Here is a 14,286-nt window from a genome sequence, read left to right as displayed (position 1 = left end):
GCAGTGTGGAGGTAAGAGAAGGAATACTCAGGCAGCAGGCAGGACAATCCTGGCCGTGAATACGGCTCGCGTAAAGTTATCTGACTTCGCGTTAGATGCAGGCGTAGCTACACGCCAGTTGAGCATCTGTATATCGATTGAAGGCACATGTCGTTTCTAACGAATTTACGCTGGACATGCGTACGTGTTTTAACATGGTGAGATTGTCGCAGCTTTAAGATAGGGCCAACACCTGGAGAGTACGGGGTTGGCTTTTTTTGCGCGCGCGCGTGAGGGCTGTTGATTTCCCTACTCCCATCAGAACCAACGATTATGTTTTACATAAAAATAGGTAACAATGATGATCCCTGCAAAGGTAAGAATACCAAAATAGTCAGGCAGGAAACGCGCGAATATATAAGCACCAGCAACGATGAGTGCTATAGGGATGTAATAAATATAAGACTGCAGAAACCATAATATTGCTCGTTTCATCTTTTTAATAACTCATATAAAGCATCGCCGATTATTTCCTCATTGTTTCCACCTGATTCAACTTGATAAATTATTTTTGTCATTTGTGGTTCAATAAGAAAATAAAGCATCTCAAGATTCTGTTGGTACAAGGCCTGATAATATTCTGAATCCTGAAATTTGAGCTTATTAGCCGCTAATGCAGCTACCTGCGCTTTCGAATAGATTATGGCGCCGTTAACATACATTGATGATAATGAATTGACCATTCTGATATGCGACTGATGAAAATCACCACTACTGATTATGAGCTTTGCAATAGTTAAGGACAGCGCTAGTTTGCTGGATTTTTCGGCGTACTCATAAGCCTTATCGCCTAATTCCTTTTTAAGAAAGACAGCGAGATTGCTACTCTTTTGCTCTCCAAGTCGTTTGAGAGTTTTCCGAAAGTAAATCTCAACCATATCAAGAGCAACATCGTTTCGATTATAAATTTCAGCAAGTGCTAATGTTAGACGGCGGTCCTCATTTATTAGCTCGCGACAGGCATTGCGGTAGTAATCGTCTGGTATCAAGCACGAGCCATAGTTCATTAAACGCTGTGTACCAAGCTTCAGATTTTCGATAGTGCTCATATTGGTGGCTTGTATTTCTCGCAATGCTTTGGTAAGCGCCAGAGCTAAATTCCTTTCTGATTGCAGCTTCATTTTTGCATAGCCTTCTGCCATTGTAATTTCCCTTGTTGTAACATGACCCTGTCAATAATTGATCATCGTTGTCATAGGGGGCAAGGAAGATAATGAAAAAAAGCGGTAGAGTGGCAATTTATGTTCTGGTAGTAATTATTTTCTTTCTAACTATTCCAGAGATCGTCGTTCGTGTACTCACTCCGGAGCAGTTTGCACGATTGAGTGATTTCACTAGCTTTGGTGGCTTGTTCAGTCATCTCCTTTCTTTACTAGTTTTCCTTGGCTTAGCTTCAATTCTCCTGGGCGTACTCGCCATTTTGGCAACGAAAAAAATTTACCGGCATTTCACTCGATACAAAAGCTAATCATAAAACTGACCCGCAAGGTGGTCGTCGAGGCGAAGTTAAGCCTGTTCTGCTCTGCGTCATACAGTTGGGGTCTGGATTGGGAACGGGCTCAGTTAAGAAGTAGGGGGACGATAAAGGGCCGCTGTCAGTAACATAGAAAAAAGCCACTCGCTGGAGTGGCTTAATTATATGATTGCAAAGCTAAAATTTGGTGGCCCCTGCTGGACTTGAACCAGCGACCAAGCGATTATGAGTGCCTATCACAACAACCGAAAATCATTGCTTTGCGTTATTTATCATTGACATAGATTGCCACTATTTGCCAATGATTACCCATTATTCGCCATTTCTACCGCCACTTTATCGCCACCAATGATGGTTTCTTTTAATGCTAAAACTGGATTAGAAATTTTTGAGCTGAAAACTTCAAAGACGAAATCCTTAAGACTCTTCAAATCGTCATCTTCAACATTCCTTTCAGTGAGAAATTTCTCAACAAAGGCAGGACCATGAAGGCCAGTTTCTGCACTGAAATTCTCAATTTCACCAACTGGAATCAGAAATATTCCCAAGGCTTTTAGCTCATTATTGAATTCATGAAATATCTTACGTATATTACCCTTAGGTAATCCGGTTATACCATTATCCTTAACATGACTCCATGGTTTCTTTTGTTTGAAAAATTCTTCTATTTTATTCTTTGAAACTTTATCTGCAGGTGTTTTTTCTAGAAATTCAAGAATATTTTTCTTGATATCCTCATTACTAATTACCTTGCATTTTTGCGTTATCTCTGCATTTATCTGATCCCATAGAGTTAAAACTTTATCCAATTTCTCGACCTCACAACCAAAAGCCAATAAAGTTTTTTTCAATATGTTTTTTTCTGAAATAAGATCAAAGTCGAAAATTGATTTGACAGGAACGCCGGATAATCGTAGTGCATTTGCAATTCCTGGTATAGCATGCTTTCCGCCTGTTGGAACAAAACATGTGTCAGGAAAAATATGGTTATGTTCATTTATCAGATGATCTGCAACATAATTGAATAATCTACAGTCGCTATCATCTTCGCAGATAATTACCTGCTCATGAAAAATAGCCTCTAATGCATTTGAATATCTCAGATTTGGTTTTGACCATAGTTCTTTTACGATTGTCTGATCTAGTTCATGTATATAATTAACATTGTTGTCTCTTCTTACTCTTATAACTTTGAGGTCTCCCTTTGTTCCTTCAAGAAAACCTCGGAGAATATCGCTACTATGAGTAGCAACTATCAATTGCCCATTTACTTCCTCTGAAAGTGTTTGCCCTAATCTCCGCATTTGTGGTGGATGTAAAAATGCTTCGGGTTCATCAATCATTGTAACATCGTAGTTATGAGCAATGGTTTCAAACAAAATTCCCGCATAACTTTTAATTCCATCACCTTGTTTATCTAATCGTGGAAATTCCCTCAACAAATTAACATATTCATTGCTTACACGATCAGCAATATGGTCAAGATCTTTCTTCTCAACAAGGTGAATTGGTATCGTTTTTCCCGCGCGATAATCGAAAGCTAATTCTTTGTTGAACGCCTTTTTAAAAATAGCACTAACTTTATCCATCAATTCACTATTGTCATAAAGGACATGCTGTGGAACTGTTTTTGGTTGTGTTAAATCAATGCTAGATTGGGGTTCACATATATTTAATCTGTCTTTTGCATTTATTTGCTTAGTGAATAATTTGGATAGTGAATATATTTTTTCGTGTCCACTATAAGTTGAAACATGATTCATGTGCACTTGTGCGGCTCCTATATGATACGTTCCATTTACTAATGCCGCATTTTCTTTGAGATAATTCTCGAGTGATATTTTGTCGAAATTCTTTTGTGTTTTTATACTTGTAACGACTATGGGGGTGCCTTGATGCTCAGATTGTAAGATTACAATATCTCTGATTGATTGTGATTTTCCGCTATTGTTAGGTCCAACAATTAATAACTTATCTCTCTTAGAGAGTTTTAGTGTTTGTCCACCAGAAAATGATAACTCAGTAATTGATAAATTTGGTATAGAATTCAAAACTCATCTCCTTTAATTTCATTATTAATATTTAATGGGTTGAATTTTACTGCGTCTTCAAGATGATCAGGTGAAAAATGAGCATATCGCATCGTCATTTTGATGTCGGTATGGCCGAGTACGCGCTGCAAGACCAGAATATTACCACCATTCATCATAAAGTGACTGGCGAAGGTATGGCGCAAAACGTGGGTAAGTTGCCCTGCCGGTAATTCGATGCCTGTTCTTTCTAGAGCTGACCTGAACGCGCCATAACAATCACTGAACAAACGGCCTTTTTTATCATCAGGCAGAGACTCATAGAGCTCTTTGCTGATTGGGACAGTGCGGTTTTTTCTGCCTTTTGTGTTGGTGTATGTGATTTTGCATTTCGCGAGCTGGCTTTTTCTCAGACTCTCGGCCTCAGACCAGCGTGCGCCAGTGGCGAGACAGATTCTTACCACTGTTTCTAAATCAGGGTGGTCATGCCTTTTGCACTCTCCGAGCAGTTGCGAAATTTGGTCGTGAGTTAGCCAGGCCATTTCCATTTCTTCTGTGCGGAATGGGCGCATATTTTTCAGCGGGTTCTCACCCTTCCATTCTCCGAGGCGGTTTAGCTCATTGAATACCGCCCGGAAGTAGGCCAGCTCAAGATTAGGCGTACGAGGCGATACCTCTTTCACCCTGTTTGAACGGGCATACTCACCTTTTAACTGCTTTTCCCGGTAGTGGGAAAACATCTGCGCACCGAAATCGCGTGCGAGTGGTTCGCCCATACACTCAAAAGCATGGTACATCGCTAACTGGCGTTTTAAGCCATCTTTTAAAGTAATGCCACGAGCGCTATACCATGAGTCAACCAACTCTTTTAACGTGCGCCTGTCTTCCTTTTCTTCCTGCCACGGGTTTTGAACGGTGTACTGTTCGAACGCCAGCGCCTCGCCTTTGGTGGCGAATTTCTTTTTGATACGTTTGCCTATTGCCCCGTTTGGATAGGGCTCGCAAATCCAACCGCCAGTAGGATTCTCACGACCCACCCTCAATTAACCTCGCTGTAAATCCCCACCACGCGCCCCACCGTTTTTATCTCGTCGATACCGCATTCAAACGGAACCTTGCCGCCCGCCACGTGGAGTTTTTTACCCGGCAGCAGCGTGAGGTCGCGGATGCTGGCGGTGCCTTCAATCTCAACCAGCCACAGGCCGTCGGTTAACGATGCCTCTTTTTCAATAAAGTGCAGCTTTCCCTCCGCCCGAACGGCGATGCCGCGAGCCAGCGGTTTGCTAAAGAAACCAGAGTCAATACTCAAAGTGGTATTTTCTTCCAGCTTTCCATCACTCAGTGTGAATGTGGAAACCGAAACCGGATCGCCCGGCGCGGGGTGACCTTCAAACTGCGCACCTTGTCCGGTCATCAGCCAGCGAAGGCTGGCGCCGGTGTCCAGCGCGCACTGAACCGCAAAGTCGTAAGAGACGGTACCGCGCGCGTAGCGGTTCTGAAGCGAGCTGGCGGCGATATTAAAGTGCCGGGCCAGCTGGATTTTCTGCGTGAAACCATATACCTGACAGATTCTATCGAGTAACTCTTCATTATTCACTTGAGAATCTAAAATCAAAATATATTCCTTTGGGTGTTTACTAATACTCAATTGAGTATTAGTATCATTACAAATTCGGGCAATCAGCGGCAGGCGTTGGCAAACAGAGGCTAATGATTGCAGACATTATCAAAATGGGAATCATGCAGCATGGCATCTGAAATCGCAATCATCAAACGGCGGAAAAAACCGTGCTCTGCCCGTTTTCAGCGCACTAGCGTGCGTGAGTTTACGCGAGGGGAGATATGGCGATAGAAGCTGCCCGTGCAAGGGTTCCACTTAGCGTGGGAGCTCGCCTTAGCGGGCTTAACCACATCGCTGAACTGCGCGCCCGATACGGGAGCGATAGCGGAAAAGAGCTGGCGCGGTTTATGGCTGAGCTGCGCGATAAGCGCGATCCCTGTTTTGAGGAGAACAGCAGGGCGCTGGCCGCCCTCTTTTTCCTGGCGAGATTGCCCGTCGCCCGTCATGAGTGCGAGCTCAGTGAGCTAACCACAGAGGAGAAAAGGGCGCTGATTAACGCCATGAATCATTTTCGTGCTGTCGTGAGTTTATTTCCTGAACGGCTGACCATGCCGATATAACCCAACCCAAAAACTAATGGCGTAAACCCGCCGGGCATCCTTTTGCCTGAATTTAAGGAGAACGCGTGATGCGAAACAGTGAAAACCGCCCTTATCCGACCGGAAGTGAAGAACTGAAGCGCCTGCTGGCAGAGGCAAAAACAGAGGAACGATGCGCGCGAGCCCTCGCGGTCTCCCTGCGTCTGGAGGCCCTGGCGAGCCATATCTACAAAACCGGCATGAGCGGAGAAGACGTTGCCGAACTGCTGTGCCACGAGGCGGCCCGCTACGAGCGTGAATCCCAGGAGCTACACTGATGGCCGATTTTATCGATCTTGCGCAGGTGCGCGAGCAGGAGGACAGAGAGCGTTACATTAATCGCGCCCGCAGACGACCCGCATCGCCTTCGCGTTTCCTCTGCGAGGACTGCGAGGCCCCGATACCGGAGGCGCGCCGAATAGCGGTGCCTGGCGTAGCCCTGTGCGTGACCTGCCAGGAGATCGCGGAGATGAAAAATAAACACGTCCGGGGAGGATAAGTTGGCTACGTCATTTGCTTATCCGTGGAATGCCCCACGGTCGGCCATTGCCAGCCCTTATCTCACCCACGCCCAACAGCAGCGCCGCGATCGCCTTTTCGCGGCGCTGCAGCAGGCAAGAATTGCCCTCTCACAGCAGCCAGACTGCGTACGCTTCGAGGTCTGGCGCACGGTTGACGCCCTCGAACAGCATCGGGGCAGCCCGCAGGCTAACGCCTTTTTGATCCGCTTCTGCAAAAGGATGTTGCCCCGTCTGAGGCGGGTCTCTGAACGCTATGCCTGCACAGGCCTGCACGACGAGGTCTCCAGGGCCGTGTTTGACGGCCATTTCGACACTCTGCTTCTGCAATACCTCGCCTCGCGGATGGTCGAACTGGTTGCCCGCTATAACCGCCTTCCTGATATGTCCCGCGCGGACATCGACCTGCTGGCCGCAGATATCGCCAGCTTTATTCGCGGCGAGCTGGCGAATATTAATGATGCTGAGATGGGCGAATACCAGACGCTGTACGTCTGGTATCAGCGCGCCGGACTGATTGCCCGGCAGTTCAACGTGTCGCCACCGCACTGGGAGCGGGTGTCGAAGACGTTTTTCAACAAAGATGACGTTGCCGCGGCGGTGATCCGCATGTTTTCCGAGGCGTGGTGGCGCGGGCGTCTGCGTCGGGTCGCGGCTGCCTGGCGCGAGCATTTGCAGATCGCCCTCGGCAACGTCAGCAAACGGAGAACGGCGTATGCGAGCAAACGCTGCGTGACCGAGTGGCGCGAGCAGAAGCGCCGCACGCGCGAATTTCTCAAGGGCATGGAGCTGGAAGATGAAGAGGGCAACCGCATCAGCCTGATTGAAAAATACGACAGCTCGGCGGCCAACCCGGCGATACGTCGCTGTGAACTGATGACCCGCATCCGCGGGTTTGAAAATATCTGTGAGGCGCTGGGCTACGTGGGCGAGTTCTATACCTTAACCGCGCCCGCGCAGTATCACGCGACGCTGAAATCAGGCTTCCCCAACGCGAAGTGGAACGGGGCCAGCCCGGCGGATACGCAAATCTACTTTACCCGCCTGTGGGCGCGTATCAGGGCAAAACTGCACCGGGACGGGCGCCGTATCTTTGGTATCCGCGTTGCGGAACCCCATCACGACGGTACACCCCACTGGCACATGCTGATGTTTATGCTGCCGGAAGACGTCGAATGCGTTCGCCGGATTATCGGGGATTATGCCCGGCAGGAGGATGCTGCCGAGCTGCAGAGCGAAGGCGCCAGACAGGCGCGCTTTCACGCGGACGCGATCGATCCGCAGAAAGGCAGCGCTACCGGCTATATCGCCAAATACATCTCAAAGAATATCGACGGCTATGCGCTCGATGGCGAGACCGATAGCGAAAGCGGCGGGCTGCTGAAGGAGACGGCGTCCGCCGTGTCGGCCTGGGCAGGGCGCTGGCACATTCGCCAGTTTCAGTTCATCGGCGGCGCGCCGGTTACGGTCTACCGCGAGCTGCGGCGTCTGGTGGATACCGATGCCGCGCGCGGTCTGAGCGTTGAGTTTGCCGCCGTCCAGGAGGCTGCCGACGCCGGGGACTGGGCGGGTTACGTTACTGCGCAGGGCGGGCCGTTTGTGCGTCGCGATGATTTACAGGTGCGCACGCTGTATGAGCCGCGCGCCGGGTTTAACCAGTACGGCGAGGAAACGGTCCGCATCCGCGGCGTGTACGATTCTGCCGTTGGCGCGGGCAGCCCAGTTTTAACCCGGCTCACGCAGTGGAAAATTGTGCCGAAGCGGGCCGCGGATCTTAAGGACGCGCCCGTATCCTCTCGGAGTTCTGTCAATAACTGTACGCAGACCGATCTTTCTCAACCCCTCAGCCGACGTGCGAGGCGGGCGTTAACCGAACGCATCAAATTCATCCGCCCTGGCGCGACAGCGCCCGTCGTCTTCGCGAGCGACCCGCAGAACGGGGTACCGGAGAAGGTGATCGATGAGATACGGCTCGCCACCGGGATAGCCATCAGCCGGGCAGAAGCCCTGCATCTTATGGCGGGAGGCATCAGCCGCTTTAACGATAAATGGTGCAGGGGCGCAGCTGACGGATCGCTATTTCCGGCACCGTGTTCTTACCAGCAAAAGGCGCGGAAAATCCTTGAACGTATTGGGCTTTTAACGGATCTCTTCGCTCAGAGGGCACGCTAATCTCCATCCATATCATGTACATACCGTGAAGGGTTCTGATTTTTCGCTTCACTCTTTTTGTGAATACGTGCTACTGTATGTTTATACAGTATCTCGTGGTGGAGGTTATGTGGACAGAGAGTTGAACGAGCAGGTCATGATTGAACGAGTCGAGCTGATTGCGCGACTGACGACGGAAGGAACGTGTCAGGAAAGAGATCGTGAGATTGCCCTGAATTTGATTGCTGAGATAGCGCGGGGAAATTTAATCAAGAACAACGCATTTACCGTTGTGTTCTCAGCATCGCCTGTTCCGGAACGAATCAAAAAAGAGGGTAACGTTCGGGTGAACATTACTCTCGATAAAGATCAGCAGATCGATCATGCCGTCGTTGAGGCCTTTCAGTGCGAACTGACCCGCAGAATACGCTACCTGTTTCCGTCATCGCGGGTGAACGTGAAAATAGGATCGGTGACGGGTGTCGAGCTCCAGGGGCTTGAAAAAGAAGCCGATCGCGAGGCGCTGGACGCTATCCTCCGGGAAGTCTGGGAAGACGAGAGCTGGCGCTAGCCCCGGCGTCATCACCCGTACCAACACCCTCATTCCTGTTTTGCGCTTCCGTTGAACCACGCTTCGCCGCTCGCGGACGATCTGTTGTGCCCGCGATTGTCCATCCGTCAGCGATAGCGAAAAGCCTGCTGGCCCGGGAAACTCTACAGTACCTGGAAACCGGATGTTGGGAGCGTCTGATGAAAATCTATGCAATGCAGGGGGACACGCTTGATGCCGTTTGCGCCCGCTTTTATGGGCGCACGGCTGGCGTCGTTGAAGCCGTTCTGAAGGCCAATCCTGGCCTCGCGGAGTTAGGCGTTATCTTGCCTCACGGCACGCCGGTAGAGATGCCGGAGGTGAATAGCGCCCCCACAAAAGAATCCGTAAACCTATGGGACTGAGCCTGGAGAAAATCACCACGTTTATCGCCTACTGGCTGGCCGTGGCGCTGGCCTGGTTCGGGGCGATGTCTCCTGAAAAAGTCGCGCTGTACGTCGGGAGTCTTTGCGCCATTTTTACCGCATTAACGAATTACTGGTTTAAGCGAAAAACCTGGCGCTATCTCCAGTCTCTTGGCCTCGATAAGAAGAGCATTCGTGAACTCAATCATTAAGCGTTGCAGCGTCGCCGGCGTGCTGGCCCTGGCGGTGCTGATGCCTGACTTTCGATTACTGAAAACGTCCCCGGAAGGATTGGCGTTGATTGCCGATCTCGAAGGATGTCGCCTCTCGCCCTACCGGTGTAGCGCCGGCGTATGGACGTCCGGCATTGGCCACACGGCAAACGTTGTGCCGACGCGGGACATTACCGAGCGTGAGGCCGCGGTAAATCTGGTCGCTGATGTGCTCAATGTTGAGCGGCGTCTGGCGGCGTGTGCGCCAGTAGAGATGCCGCCCCGGGTCTATGACGCGCTGGTGAGTTTTACCTTTAATGTCGGCGCAGGCGCCGCCTGCCGTTCGACGCTGATGTCCTTTATCAAACGTAAACAGTGGGTGCAGGCATGCGGGCAGCTTACCCGCTGGGTGTACGTCAACGGCGTCAAAAATGCCGGGCTGGAAAACCGTCGCGTCCGCGAGAAGGCCTGGTGCATGAAGGGGCTGCCATGAGAACGCTCATGCTGGCGCTGGCCGGGCTGCTGGCCATCGCGCTGTGGCTTCGTCATGACAATCTGAACCTGTCCCGTTCCTTAGCTACGGCCAATCGGGTCGCCAGCGAGCAAAAAACGGCCCTCGCCACGCTTAATCAGCAGCTGTCCCTGTCGCAGCGGATGGCCAGAGCAAATGAAAACGCCCAGGTCAGGCTCCGTGAGGAGCTTGTCACGGCGGGCGAGGAGGGGGCAAGACGGGAAGCGACTATCGGGAGATTACTCAATGAAAATGAAGCGTTACGCCGCTGGTATACCGCTCAGCTGCCTGATGCTGTCCGCAGGCTGCACACCCGCACCGCCTGCGCCTCCGCAGCACATTGTTTACAACGCCTGCCCGAAGGTGAGCCTTTGCCCGATGCCGGGAAGCGAACCCGCCACTAACGGCGATCTCAGCGCGGATATTCGCAGGCTGGAATACGCCCTTATCGCCTGCGCGCTGCAGGTTGAAACCATTAAAGACTGTCAGGATAAACTCGATGCACAAACTCAAGAGCCTGCGTCAGGCATTAATTGACGCGATCCCCCAACTCAATGCCAACCCGGAGCGCCTGCAGATGTCGGTCGGAGGCGGCAATATTGACGCCCGCCAGGCCTCCTCGCTCTCCTTTGAAAAGCGGTATGCGCTGAACGTGAAGGTTAGCGGCTTCACCGGCGACAGCGAGGGATTTTTCGTCCCGGTGCTGGCCTGGCTTCGGGAAAACCAGCCGGATATTTTTACCCTCGATGAAGGCCGTAAAAACGGTTACACCTTCGCGATCGTCTTAAACGATGACGATACGATGGATATCACCATCAGCGTGCAATTAACCGAGCGTATTCTTGTTTCCCAGGAGCAGGGCGCTCTGCACGCGACGTATTCCCCCGAGCCGCCGCTGCCGGAGCCCGTCACGCGGCCGAAGGCGCTGTACGTCAACGGCGAGCTGGTCAGCCAGTGGGAGGAGTAATTTCCCCGCGCTGAAGGCCGCCATCCGCCTGCCGTCTGGACCGCTTGTTGTATCATCCCGCAGAAAACCCCGTCTCGTTGCTGCCGTTCCTCCTGAACGGCATTCTCTTCTCATGAATACATTAACTTCCATGAACGGCATCGCTCGCGCGATCCGCAATCTTATTCGTATCGGTGTTGTGACCGATGTTGACCTCAGCAGAGGACTTTGTCGTGTCCAGACCGGCGGGATGAAAACCACCTGGCTGAACTGGCTCACCTGTCGTGCGGGACGTTCGCGCGTCTGGTGGGCCCCTTCCGAGGGGGAACAGGTGCTGCTGCTGGCCATCGGCGGCGAGCTTGATACCGCTTTTGTGCTGCCCGGCATTTTCTCTGACGACCATCCGGCGCCGTCCGGGTCGCCTGATGCGTTCCACGTCTCGTTTCCTGACGGGGCGGTCATCGAGTACGAACCCGGTCACGGGGCGCTGACGGTTACAGGCATTAAAACGGCCGATATTACCGCCTCTGAATCGCTGACCGCCACCGTGCCGGAGGTGAGGGTGACGTCAACGTCCCGCATCACGCTGGATACGCCTGAAGTGGTGTGCACTAACAAGTTAATTACCGCCTCTCTTGAAGTGCAGAAGGGCGGTGTGATGGCCGGAAATATTGAGCATTCCGGCGGTAAATTCACCTCCAACGGGGTGCAGGTGGATAACCACGCGCACGGCAGTGTGCAAAGCGGCGGAAGCTGGACTAAGGGGACACAATGACGGTGCGTTACAGGGGGATGAACAGGCAGACCGGGCTTAGCCTTTCAGAGGCGGAACACATCCGGCAAAGCGTGCGCGACATTCTGATTACGCCGATTGGCTCGCGGGTCATGCGGCGGGATTACGGCTCGCTGCTGGCGGCGATGATCGACAGGCCGCAGAGCCCGGCGCTGCGTCTGCAAATCATGGCCGCCTGTTATTCCGCCATCCAGAAATGGGAGCCGCGAATAAGCCTGACGGCCATCACTTTCGAGCGTTCGGAGAACGACGGGACGTTGTATGTCGATATCACCGGCACGCGCCCGACCTCCGGGCAATCCTTTTCTATCACCATTTCACTGAGTTAAACGCTATGGCTATTGTTGATCTGAGCCAGCTCGCCGCGCCTGATGTCGTGGAGGAGGTGGATTATGAAACGCTGTTGGCAGAACGAAAGGCCACCTTTGTCTCCCTCTATCCGGAAGAGGAGCGAGAGGCGATTGCACGGACGCTGACGCTGGAATCCGAGCCGATTGTGAAGCTGCTGCAGGAGAATGCCTACCGGGAAGTTATCTGGCGCCAGCGGGTTAATGAGGCTGCGCTGGCCGTGACGCTGGCCTATTCTTCCGGTCACGATCTGGACGTTATTGCGGGAAACAATAATACCGAACGCCTGACCATCACCCCGGGCGATGACACTACCATTCCGCCAACGGCTGCCGTCATGGAGTCTGATGCTGACCTGCGACTGCGTGCGCAGCAGGCCTTTGAAGGGTTGAGCGTCGCGGGACCGGTTGGAGCCTATGAATATCATGGTCGAAGCGCCGACGGACGGGTCGCTGACGTTTCAGTTGAAAGCCCTCAGCCCGCATACGTGACGATTTCGGTGTTATCCCGTGAGGGTGATGGTACCGCTCGTCCTGAACTACTGGCGGTTGTTGAAAAAGCGCTTAACGCTGAAACCGTCCGCCCGGTCGGCGATCGTGTAACTGTCCAGTCAGCAGAAATTGTGCCTTACAAGATAAACGCAACGCTCTACGTTTATCCCGGACCAGAAGCTGAACCCATCAGGCAAGCTGCAGAGCAGAAGCTGCAGAATTATATCAGCGCGCAGCATCGCCTTGGACGCGATATTCGTCTCTCGGCCATCTATGCAGCACTTCACGTTGAAGGCGTGCAGCGCGTGGAACTGGAATCTCCCCACTCTGACATTGTACTGAGTAAGTCGCAGGCCTCGAACTGTACCTCGTATCAGATAGCGATCGGGGGTTCGGATGAGTGAAAGGCTGTTACCCGTTGGATCCTCGCCGCTGGAAGTCGCCGCTGCCGCTGCGCTCTCGAATATTGAACGAGTGCCGGTACCGCTACGCACCTTATGGAACCCCAGCGCGTGCCCGGTGAATTTACTTCCCTACCTGGCATGGGCGCTGTCGGTAGACCGTTGGGATGAGGCGTGGCCGGAGAGCACGAAGCGCAGCGTCATTATGTCCTCGTTTTTCGTCCATCAGCACAAAGGAACCATCAGCGCATTGCGTCGTGTGGTGGAACCGCTTGGCTTTTTGATTGAGGTGCGCGAGTGGTGGCAGCTCGGTGAGGAGCCTGGCACATTCCGTCTGGTTGTCGGTGTGCTTGATAACGGCATCACTGACGAAATGTATCAGGAGCTTGAACGGCTCATTGAGGATGCCAAACCGGCAAGTAGACACATGACCGGGCTGGCTATCAGCCTGAGCTCAACGGGAGAGTTTTATGTTGGCGCAGGATGCTATCACGGCGATGCGCTGGCTGTTTACCCCTATACCACTGAGGAACTTATTGTCAGTGGTGATTATTACCCGGCCTCGGCCATCCATTTGATTGATAACCTGAGAGTGAACGCATGACCGCAAAATATTTTGCCATACTGACGAATCAGGGCGCGGCGCGGCTAGCTAACGCGACGGCACTTGGTACGCAACTCAACCTGACGCAAATGGCGGTAGGCGACGCCAACGGAACGTTGCCAACCCCCGACCCGGCGCAGACGAAGCTCGTCAACCAAAAACGCATAGCGCCGCTGAACCTGCTCGCTGTTGACCCAAACAATACCAGCCAGATCATCGCTGAACAGATTATTCCCGAGAATGAGGGCGGTTTCTGGATCCGAGAGATCGGTCTCTATGACGACGACGGCATTCTGATCGCCGTGGCTAACTGCCCGGAGACATATAAGCCTCAGCTGCAGGAAGGCAGTGGCCGCACGCAGACCATCCGCATGATTCTTATTGTGTCGAGCACATCATCAATTTCCCTGAAAATTGATCCGTCGGTTGTGCTGGCAACGCGTCAGTACGTTGACGATAAAGTTATTGAGGTAAAGGGCTACGCTGATGATCAGATGAAAAAGCATATTGCTGCTGATAATCCGCATAAACAGTACCCTTTAATCGCCAATGCGTTAAAAGAAATTGCCGATGCGGGGTTAAGCGCTGAGGTTCTCAAAAACCTTGGTTTGGGAG

21 protein-coding genes are annotated in these 14,286 nt (G+C 52.0%); 17 read left to right on the top strand and 4 right to left on the bottom strand.

What is annotated here, in order from left to right; genetic code table 11:
* Nucleotides 1-470 precede the first annotated feature (470 nt).
* Nucleotides 471-1,181, bottom strand: a complete 711-nt coding sequence (locus tag AC27FC_RS14950) for a hypothetical protein (protein ID WP_196355055.1) — start codon at nucleotides 1,179-1,181, stop codon at nucleotides 471-473.
* A 71-nt stretch (nucleotides 1,182-1,252) separates the two neighbouring features.
* Between AC27FC_RS14950 and AC27FC_RS14945 the strand changes: the two genes are divergently transcribed.
* On the top strand, nucleotides 1,253-1,507 hold the full coding sequence (locus AC27FC_RS14945; protein WP_196355056.1) for a hypothetical protein: 255 nt from the start codon (nucleotides 1,253-1,255) through the stop codon (nucleotides 1,505-1,507).
* A gap of 311 nt (nucleotides 1,508-1,818) precedes the next feature.
* On the opposite strand, the gene AC27FC_RS14940 is transcribed toward AC27FC_RS14945, so the two are convergent.
* The 3 genes from AC27FC_RS14940 to AC27FC_RS14930 are packed head-to-tail and all read right to left on the bottom strand — an operon-like array spanning nucleotide 1,819 to nucleotide 5,158.
* Nucleotides 1,819-3,564: an ATP-dependent nuclease gene (locus AC27FC_RS14940; protein ID WP_196355057.1), complete on the bottom strand. Its 1,746-nt coding sequence runs from the start codon at nucleotides 3,562-3,564 to the stop codon at nucleotides 1,819-1,821.
* On the bottom strand, nucleotides 3,561-4,580 hold the full coding sequence (locus AC27FC_RS14935) for a phage integrase (RefSeq protein ID WP_196355058.1): 1,020 nt from the start codon (nucleotides 4,578-4,580) through the stop codon (nucleotides 3,561-3,563). Before AC27FC_RS14935 ends, AC27FC_RS14940 begins: the two co-directional genes overlap by 4 nt.
* 2 nt (nucleotides 4,581-4,582) lie before the next feature.
* Nucleotides 4,583-5,158 carry a phage repressor protein CI gene (locus AC27FC_RS14930; protein ID WP_047060318.1) on the bottom strand — a complete coding sequence of 192 codons (576 nt, stop codon included), beginning with the start codon at nucleotides 5,156-5,158 and terminating at the stop codon, nucleotides 4,583-4,585.
* 227 nt (nucleotides 5,159-5,385) lie between these two features.
* Here AC27FC_RS14930 and AC27FC_RS14925 point away from each other — a divergent pair, with 227 nt between their 5' ends.
* The 16 genes from AC27FC_RS14925 to AC27FC_RS14850 all read left to right on the top strand — a co-directional run.
* The gene (locus tag AC27FC_RS14925; protein WP_033146696.1) at nucleotides 5,386-5,724 is read left to right on the top strand and encodes a DUF5347 domain-containing protein; all 339 of its coding nucleotides are present in this window, start codon (nucleotides 5,386-5,388) and stop codon (nucleotides 5,722-5,724) included.
* A gap of 68 nt (nucleotides 5,725-5,792) precedes the next feature.
* On the top strand, nucleotides 5,793-6,020 hold the full coding sequence (locus tag AC27FC_RS14920) for a DUF2732 family protein (protein WP_029741400.1): 228 nt from the start codon (nucleotides 5,793-5,795) through the stop codon (nucleotides 6,018-6,020).
* Complete coding sequence (locus tag AC27FC_RS14915) at nucleotides 6,020-6,241, top strand: TraR/DksA family transcriptional regulator (RefSeq protein WP_033146695.1); 222 nt, start codon at nucleotides 6,020-6,022, stop codon at nucleotides 6,239-6,241. Before AC27FC_RS14920 ends, AC27FC_RS14915 begins: the two co-directional genes overlap by 1 nt.
* A 1-nt stretch (nucleotide 6,242) precedes the next feature.
* Nucleotides 6,243-8,432 (top strand): replication endonuclease, encoded by a 2,190-nt coding sequence (locus tag AC27FC_RS14910; RefSeq protein WP_196355059.1) that lies wholly within the window; start codon nucleotides 6,243-6,245, stop codon nucleotides 8,430-8,432.
* A 109-nt stretch (nucleotides 8,433-8,541) separates the two neighbouring features.
* Nucleotides 8,542-8,982 (top strand): DinI-like family protein, encoded by a 441-nt coding sequence (locus AC27FC_RS14905; RefSeq protein ID WP_196355060.1) that lies wholly within the window; start codon nucleotides 8,542-8,544, stop codon nucleotides 8,980-8,982.
* Nucleotides 8,983-9,161: 179 nt separating this feature from the next.
* Nucleotides 9,162-9,365: a tail protein X gene (locus AC27FC_RS14900; RefSeq protein WP_023309248.1), complete on the top strand. Its 204-nt coding sequence runs from the start codon at nucleotides 9,162-9,164 to the stop codon at nucleotides 9,363-9,365.
* A complete protein-coding gene (locus AC27FC_RS14895; RefSeq protein WP_029741404.1) occupies nucleotides 9,356-9,577 on the top strand; it encodes a phage holin family protein in 222 nt (73 codons plus the stop codon). Before AC27FC_RS14900 ends, AC27FC_RS14895 begins: the two co-directional genes overlap by 10 nt.
* Nucleotides 9,561-10,070, top strand: coding sequence for a lysozyme (locus AC27FC_RS14890; protein WP_196355061.1), 510 nt, complete (start codon nucleotides 9,561-9,563; stop codon nucleotides 10,068-10,070). Before AC27FC_RS14895 ends, AC27FC_RS14890 begins: the two co-directional genes overlap by 17 nt.
* The gene (lysB, locus tag AC27FC_RS14885; protein WP_196355062.1) at nucleotides 10,067-10,492 is read left to right on the top strand and encodes an Rz-like lysis system protein LysB; all 426 of its coding nucleotides are present in this window, start codon (nucleotides 10,067-10,069) and stop codon (nucleotides 10,490-10,492) included. Before AC27FC_RS14890 ends, lysB begins: the two co-directional genes overlap by 4 nt.
* A complete protein-coding gene (gene lysC / locus AC27FC_RS14880; protein ID WP_233095367.1) occupies nucleotides 10,380-10,625 on the top strand; it encodes an Rz1-like lysis system protein LysC in 246 nt (81 codons plus the stop codon). The genes lysB and lysC overlap by 113 nt, the downstream gene beginning before the upstream one ends.
* On the top strand, nucleotides 10,588-11,055 hold the full coding sequence (locus AC27FC_RS14875; RefSeq protein ID WP_196355063.1) for a phage tail protein: 468 nt from the start codon (nucleotides 10,588-10,590) through the stop codon (nucleotides 11,053-11,055). The genes lysC and AC27FC_RS14875 overlap by 38 nt, the downstream gene beginning before the upstream one ends.
* Before the next feature lie 112 nt (nucleotides 11,056-11,167).
* Nucleotides 11,168-11,809, top strand: a complete 642-nt coding sequence (locus tag AC27FC_RS14870; RefSeq protein WP_033146689.1) for a phage baseplate assembly protein V — start codon at nucleotides 11,168-11,170, stop codon at nucleotides 11,807-11,809.
* Nucleotides 11,806-12,156, top strand: coding sequence for a GPW/gp25 family protein (locus tag AC27FC_RS14865; protein ID WP_064673337.1), 351 nt, complete (start codon nucleotides 11,806-11,808; stop codon nucleotides 12,154-12,156). Before AC27FC_RS14870 ends, AC27FC_RS14865 begins: the two co-directional genes overlap by 4 nt.
* Before the next feature lie 5 nt (nucleotides 12,157-12,161).
* A complete protein-coding gene (locus AC27FC_RS14860; RefSeq protein WP_033146687.1) occupies nucleotides 12,162-13,070 on the top strand; it encodes a baseplate assembly protein in 909 nt (302 codons plus the stop codon).
* Nucleotides 13,063-13,671, top strand: coding sequence for a phage tail protein I (locus AC27FC_RS14855; RefSeq protein ID WP_039260511.1), 609 nt, complete (start codon nucleotides 13,063-13,065; stop codon nucleotides 13,669-13,671). The genes AC27FC_RS14860 and AC27FC_RS14855 overlap by 8 nt, the downstream gene beginning before the upstream one ends.
* Nucleotides 13,668-14,286 (top strand): phage tail protein (locus tag AC27FC_RS14850; protein ID WP_181573910.1); only part of this gene is annotated, 619 nt, incomplete at its 3' end. The genes AC27FC_RS14855 and AC27FC_RS14850, both read left to right, overlap by 4 nt.

It is taken from the genome of Enterobacter sp. C3_dUdeg (assembly GCF_057536195.1).
This window is presented reverse-complemented; position numbering and strand designations above follow the sequence as displayed.

What these genes read in the sequence shown, in the direction of transcription:
- AC27FC_RS14950 (WP_196355055.1), bottom strand. Translation starts at nt 1,181, where the DNA reads ATGGCAGAAGGCTATGCAAAAATGAAGCTGCAATCAGAAAGGAATTTA.
- AC27FC_RS14945 (WP_196355056.1), top strand. Translation starts at nt 1,253, where the DNA reads ATGAAAAAAAGCGGTAGAGTGGCAATTTATGTTCTGGTAGTAATTATT.
- AC27FC_RS14925 (WP_033146696.1), top strand. Translation starts at nt 5,386, where the DNA reads ATGGCGATAGAAGCTGCCCGTGCAAGGGTTCCACTTAGCGTGGGAGCT.
- AC27FC_RS14920 (WP_029741400.1), top strand. Translation starts at nt 5,793, where the DNA reads ATGCGAAACAGTGAAAACCGCCCTTATCCGACCGGAAGTGAAGAACTG.
- AC27FC_RS14915 (WP_033146695.1), top strand. Translation starts at nt 6,020, where the DNA reads ATGGCCGATTTTATCGATCTTGCGCAGGTGCGCGAGCAGGAGGACAGA.
- AC27FC_RS14900 (WP_023309248.1), top strand. Translation starts at nt 9,162, where the DNA reads ATGAAAATCTATGCAATGCAGGGGGACACGCTTGATGCCGTTTGCGCC.
- AC27FC_RS14895 (WP_029741404.1), top strand. Translation starts at nt 9,356, where the DNA reads ATGGGACTGAGCCTGGAGAAAATCACCACGTTTATCGCCTACTGGCTG.
- lysB (WP_196355062.1), top strand. Translation starts at nt 10,067, where the DNA reads ATGAGAACGCTCATGCTGGCGCTGGCCGGGCTGCTGGCCATCGCGCTG.
- lysC (WP_233095367.1), top strand. Translation starts at nt 10,380, where the DNA reads ATGCTGTCCGCAGGCTGCACACCCGCACCGCCTGCGCCTCCGCAGCAC.
- AC27FC_RS14875 (WP_196355063.1), top strand. Translation starts at nt 10,588, where the DNA reads ATGCACAAACTCAAGAGCCTGCGTCAGGCATTAATTGACGCGATCCCC.
- AC27FC_RS14870 (WP_033146689.1), top strand. Translation starts at nt 11,168, where the DNA reads ATGAATACATTAACTTCCATGAACGGCATCGCTCGCGCGATCCGCAAT.
- AC27FC_RS14865 (WP_064673337.1), top strand. Translation starts at nt 11,806, where the DNA reads ATGACGGTGCGTTACAGGGGGATGAACAGGCAGACCGGGCTTAGCCTT.
- AC27FC_RS14860 (WP_033146687.1), top strand. Translation starts at nt 12,162, where the DNA reads ATGGCTATTGTTGATCTGAGCCAGCTCGCCGCGCCTGATGTCGTGGAG.
- AC27FC_RS14855 (WP_039260511.1), top strand. Translation starts at nt 13,063, where the DNA reads ATGAGTGAAAGGCTGTTACCCGTTGGATCCTCGCCGCTGGAAGTCGCC.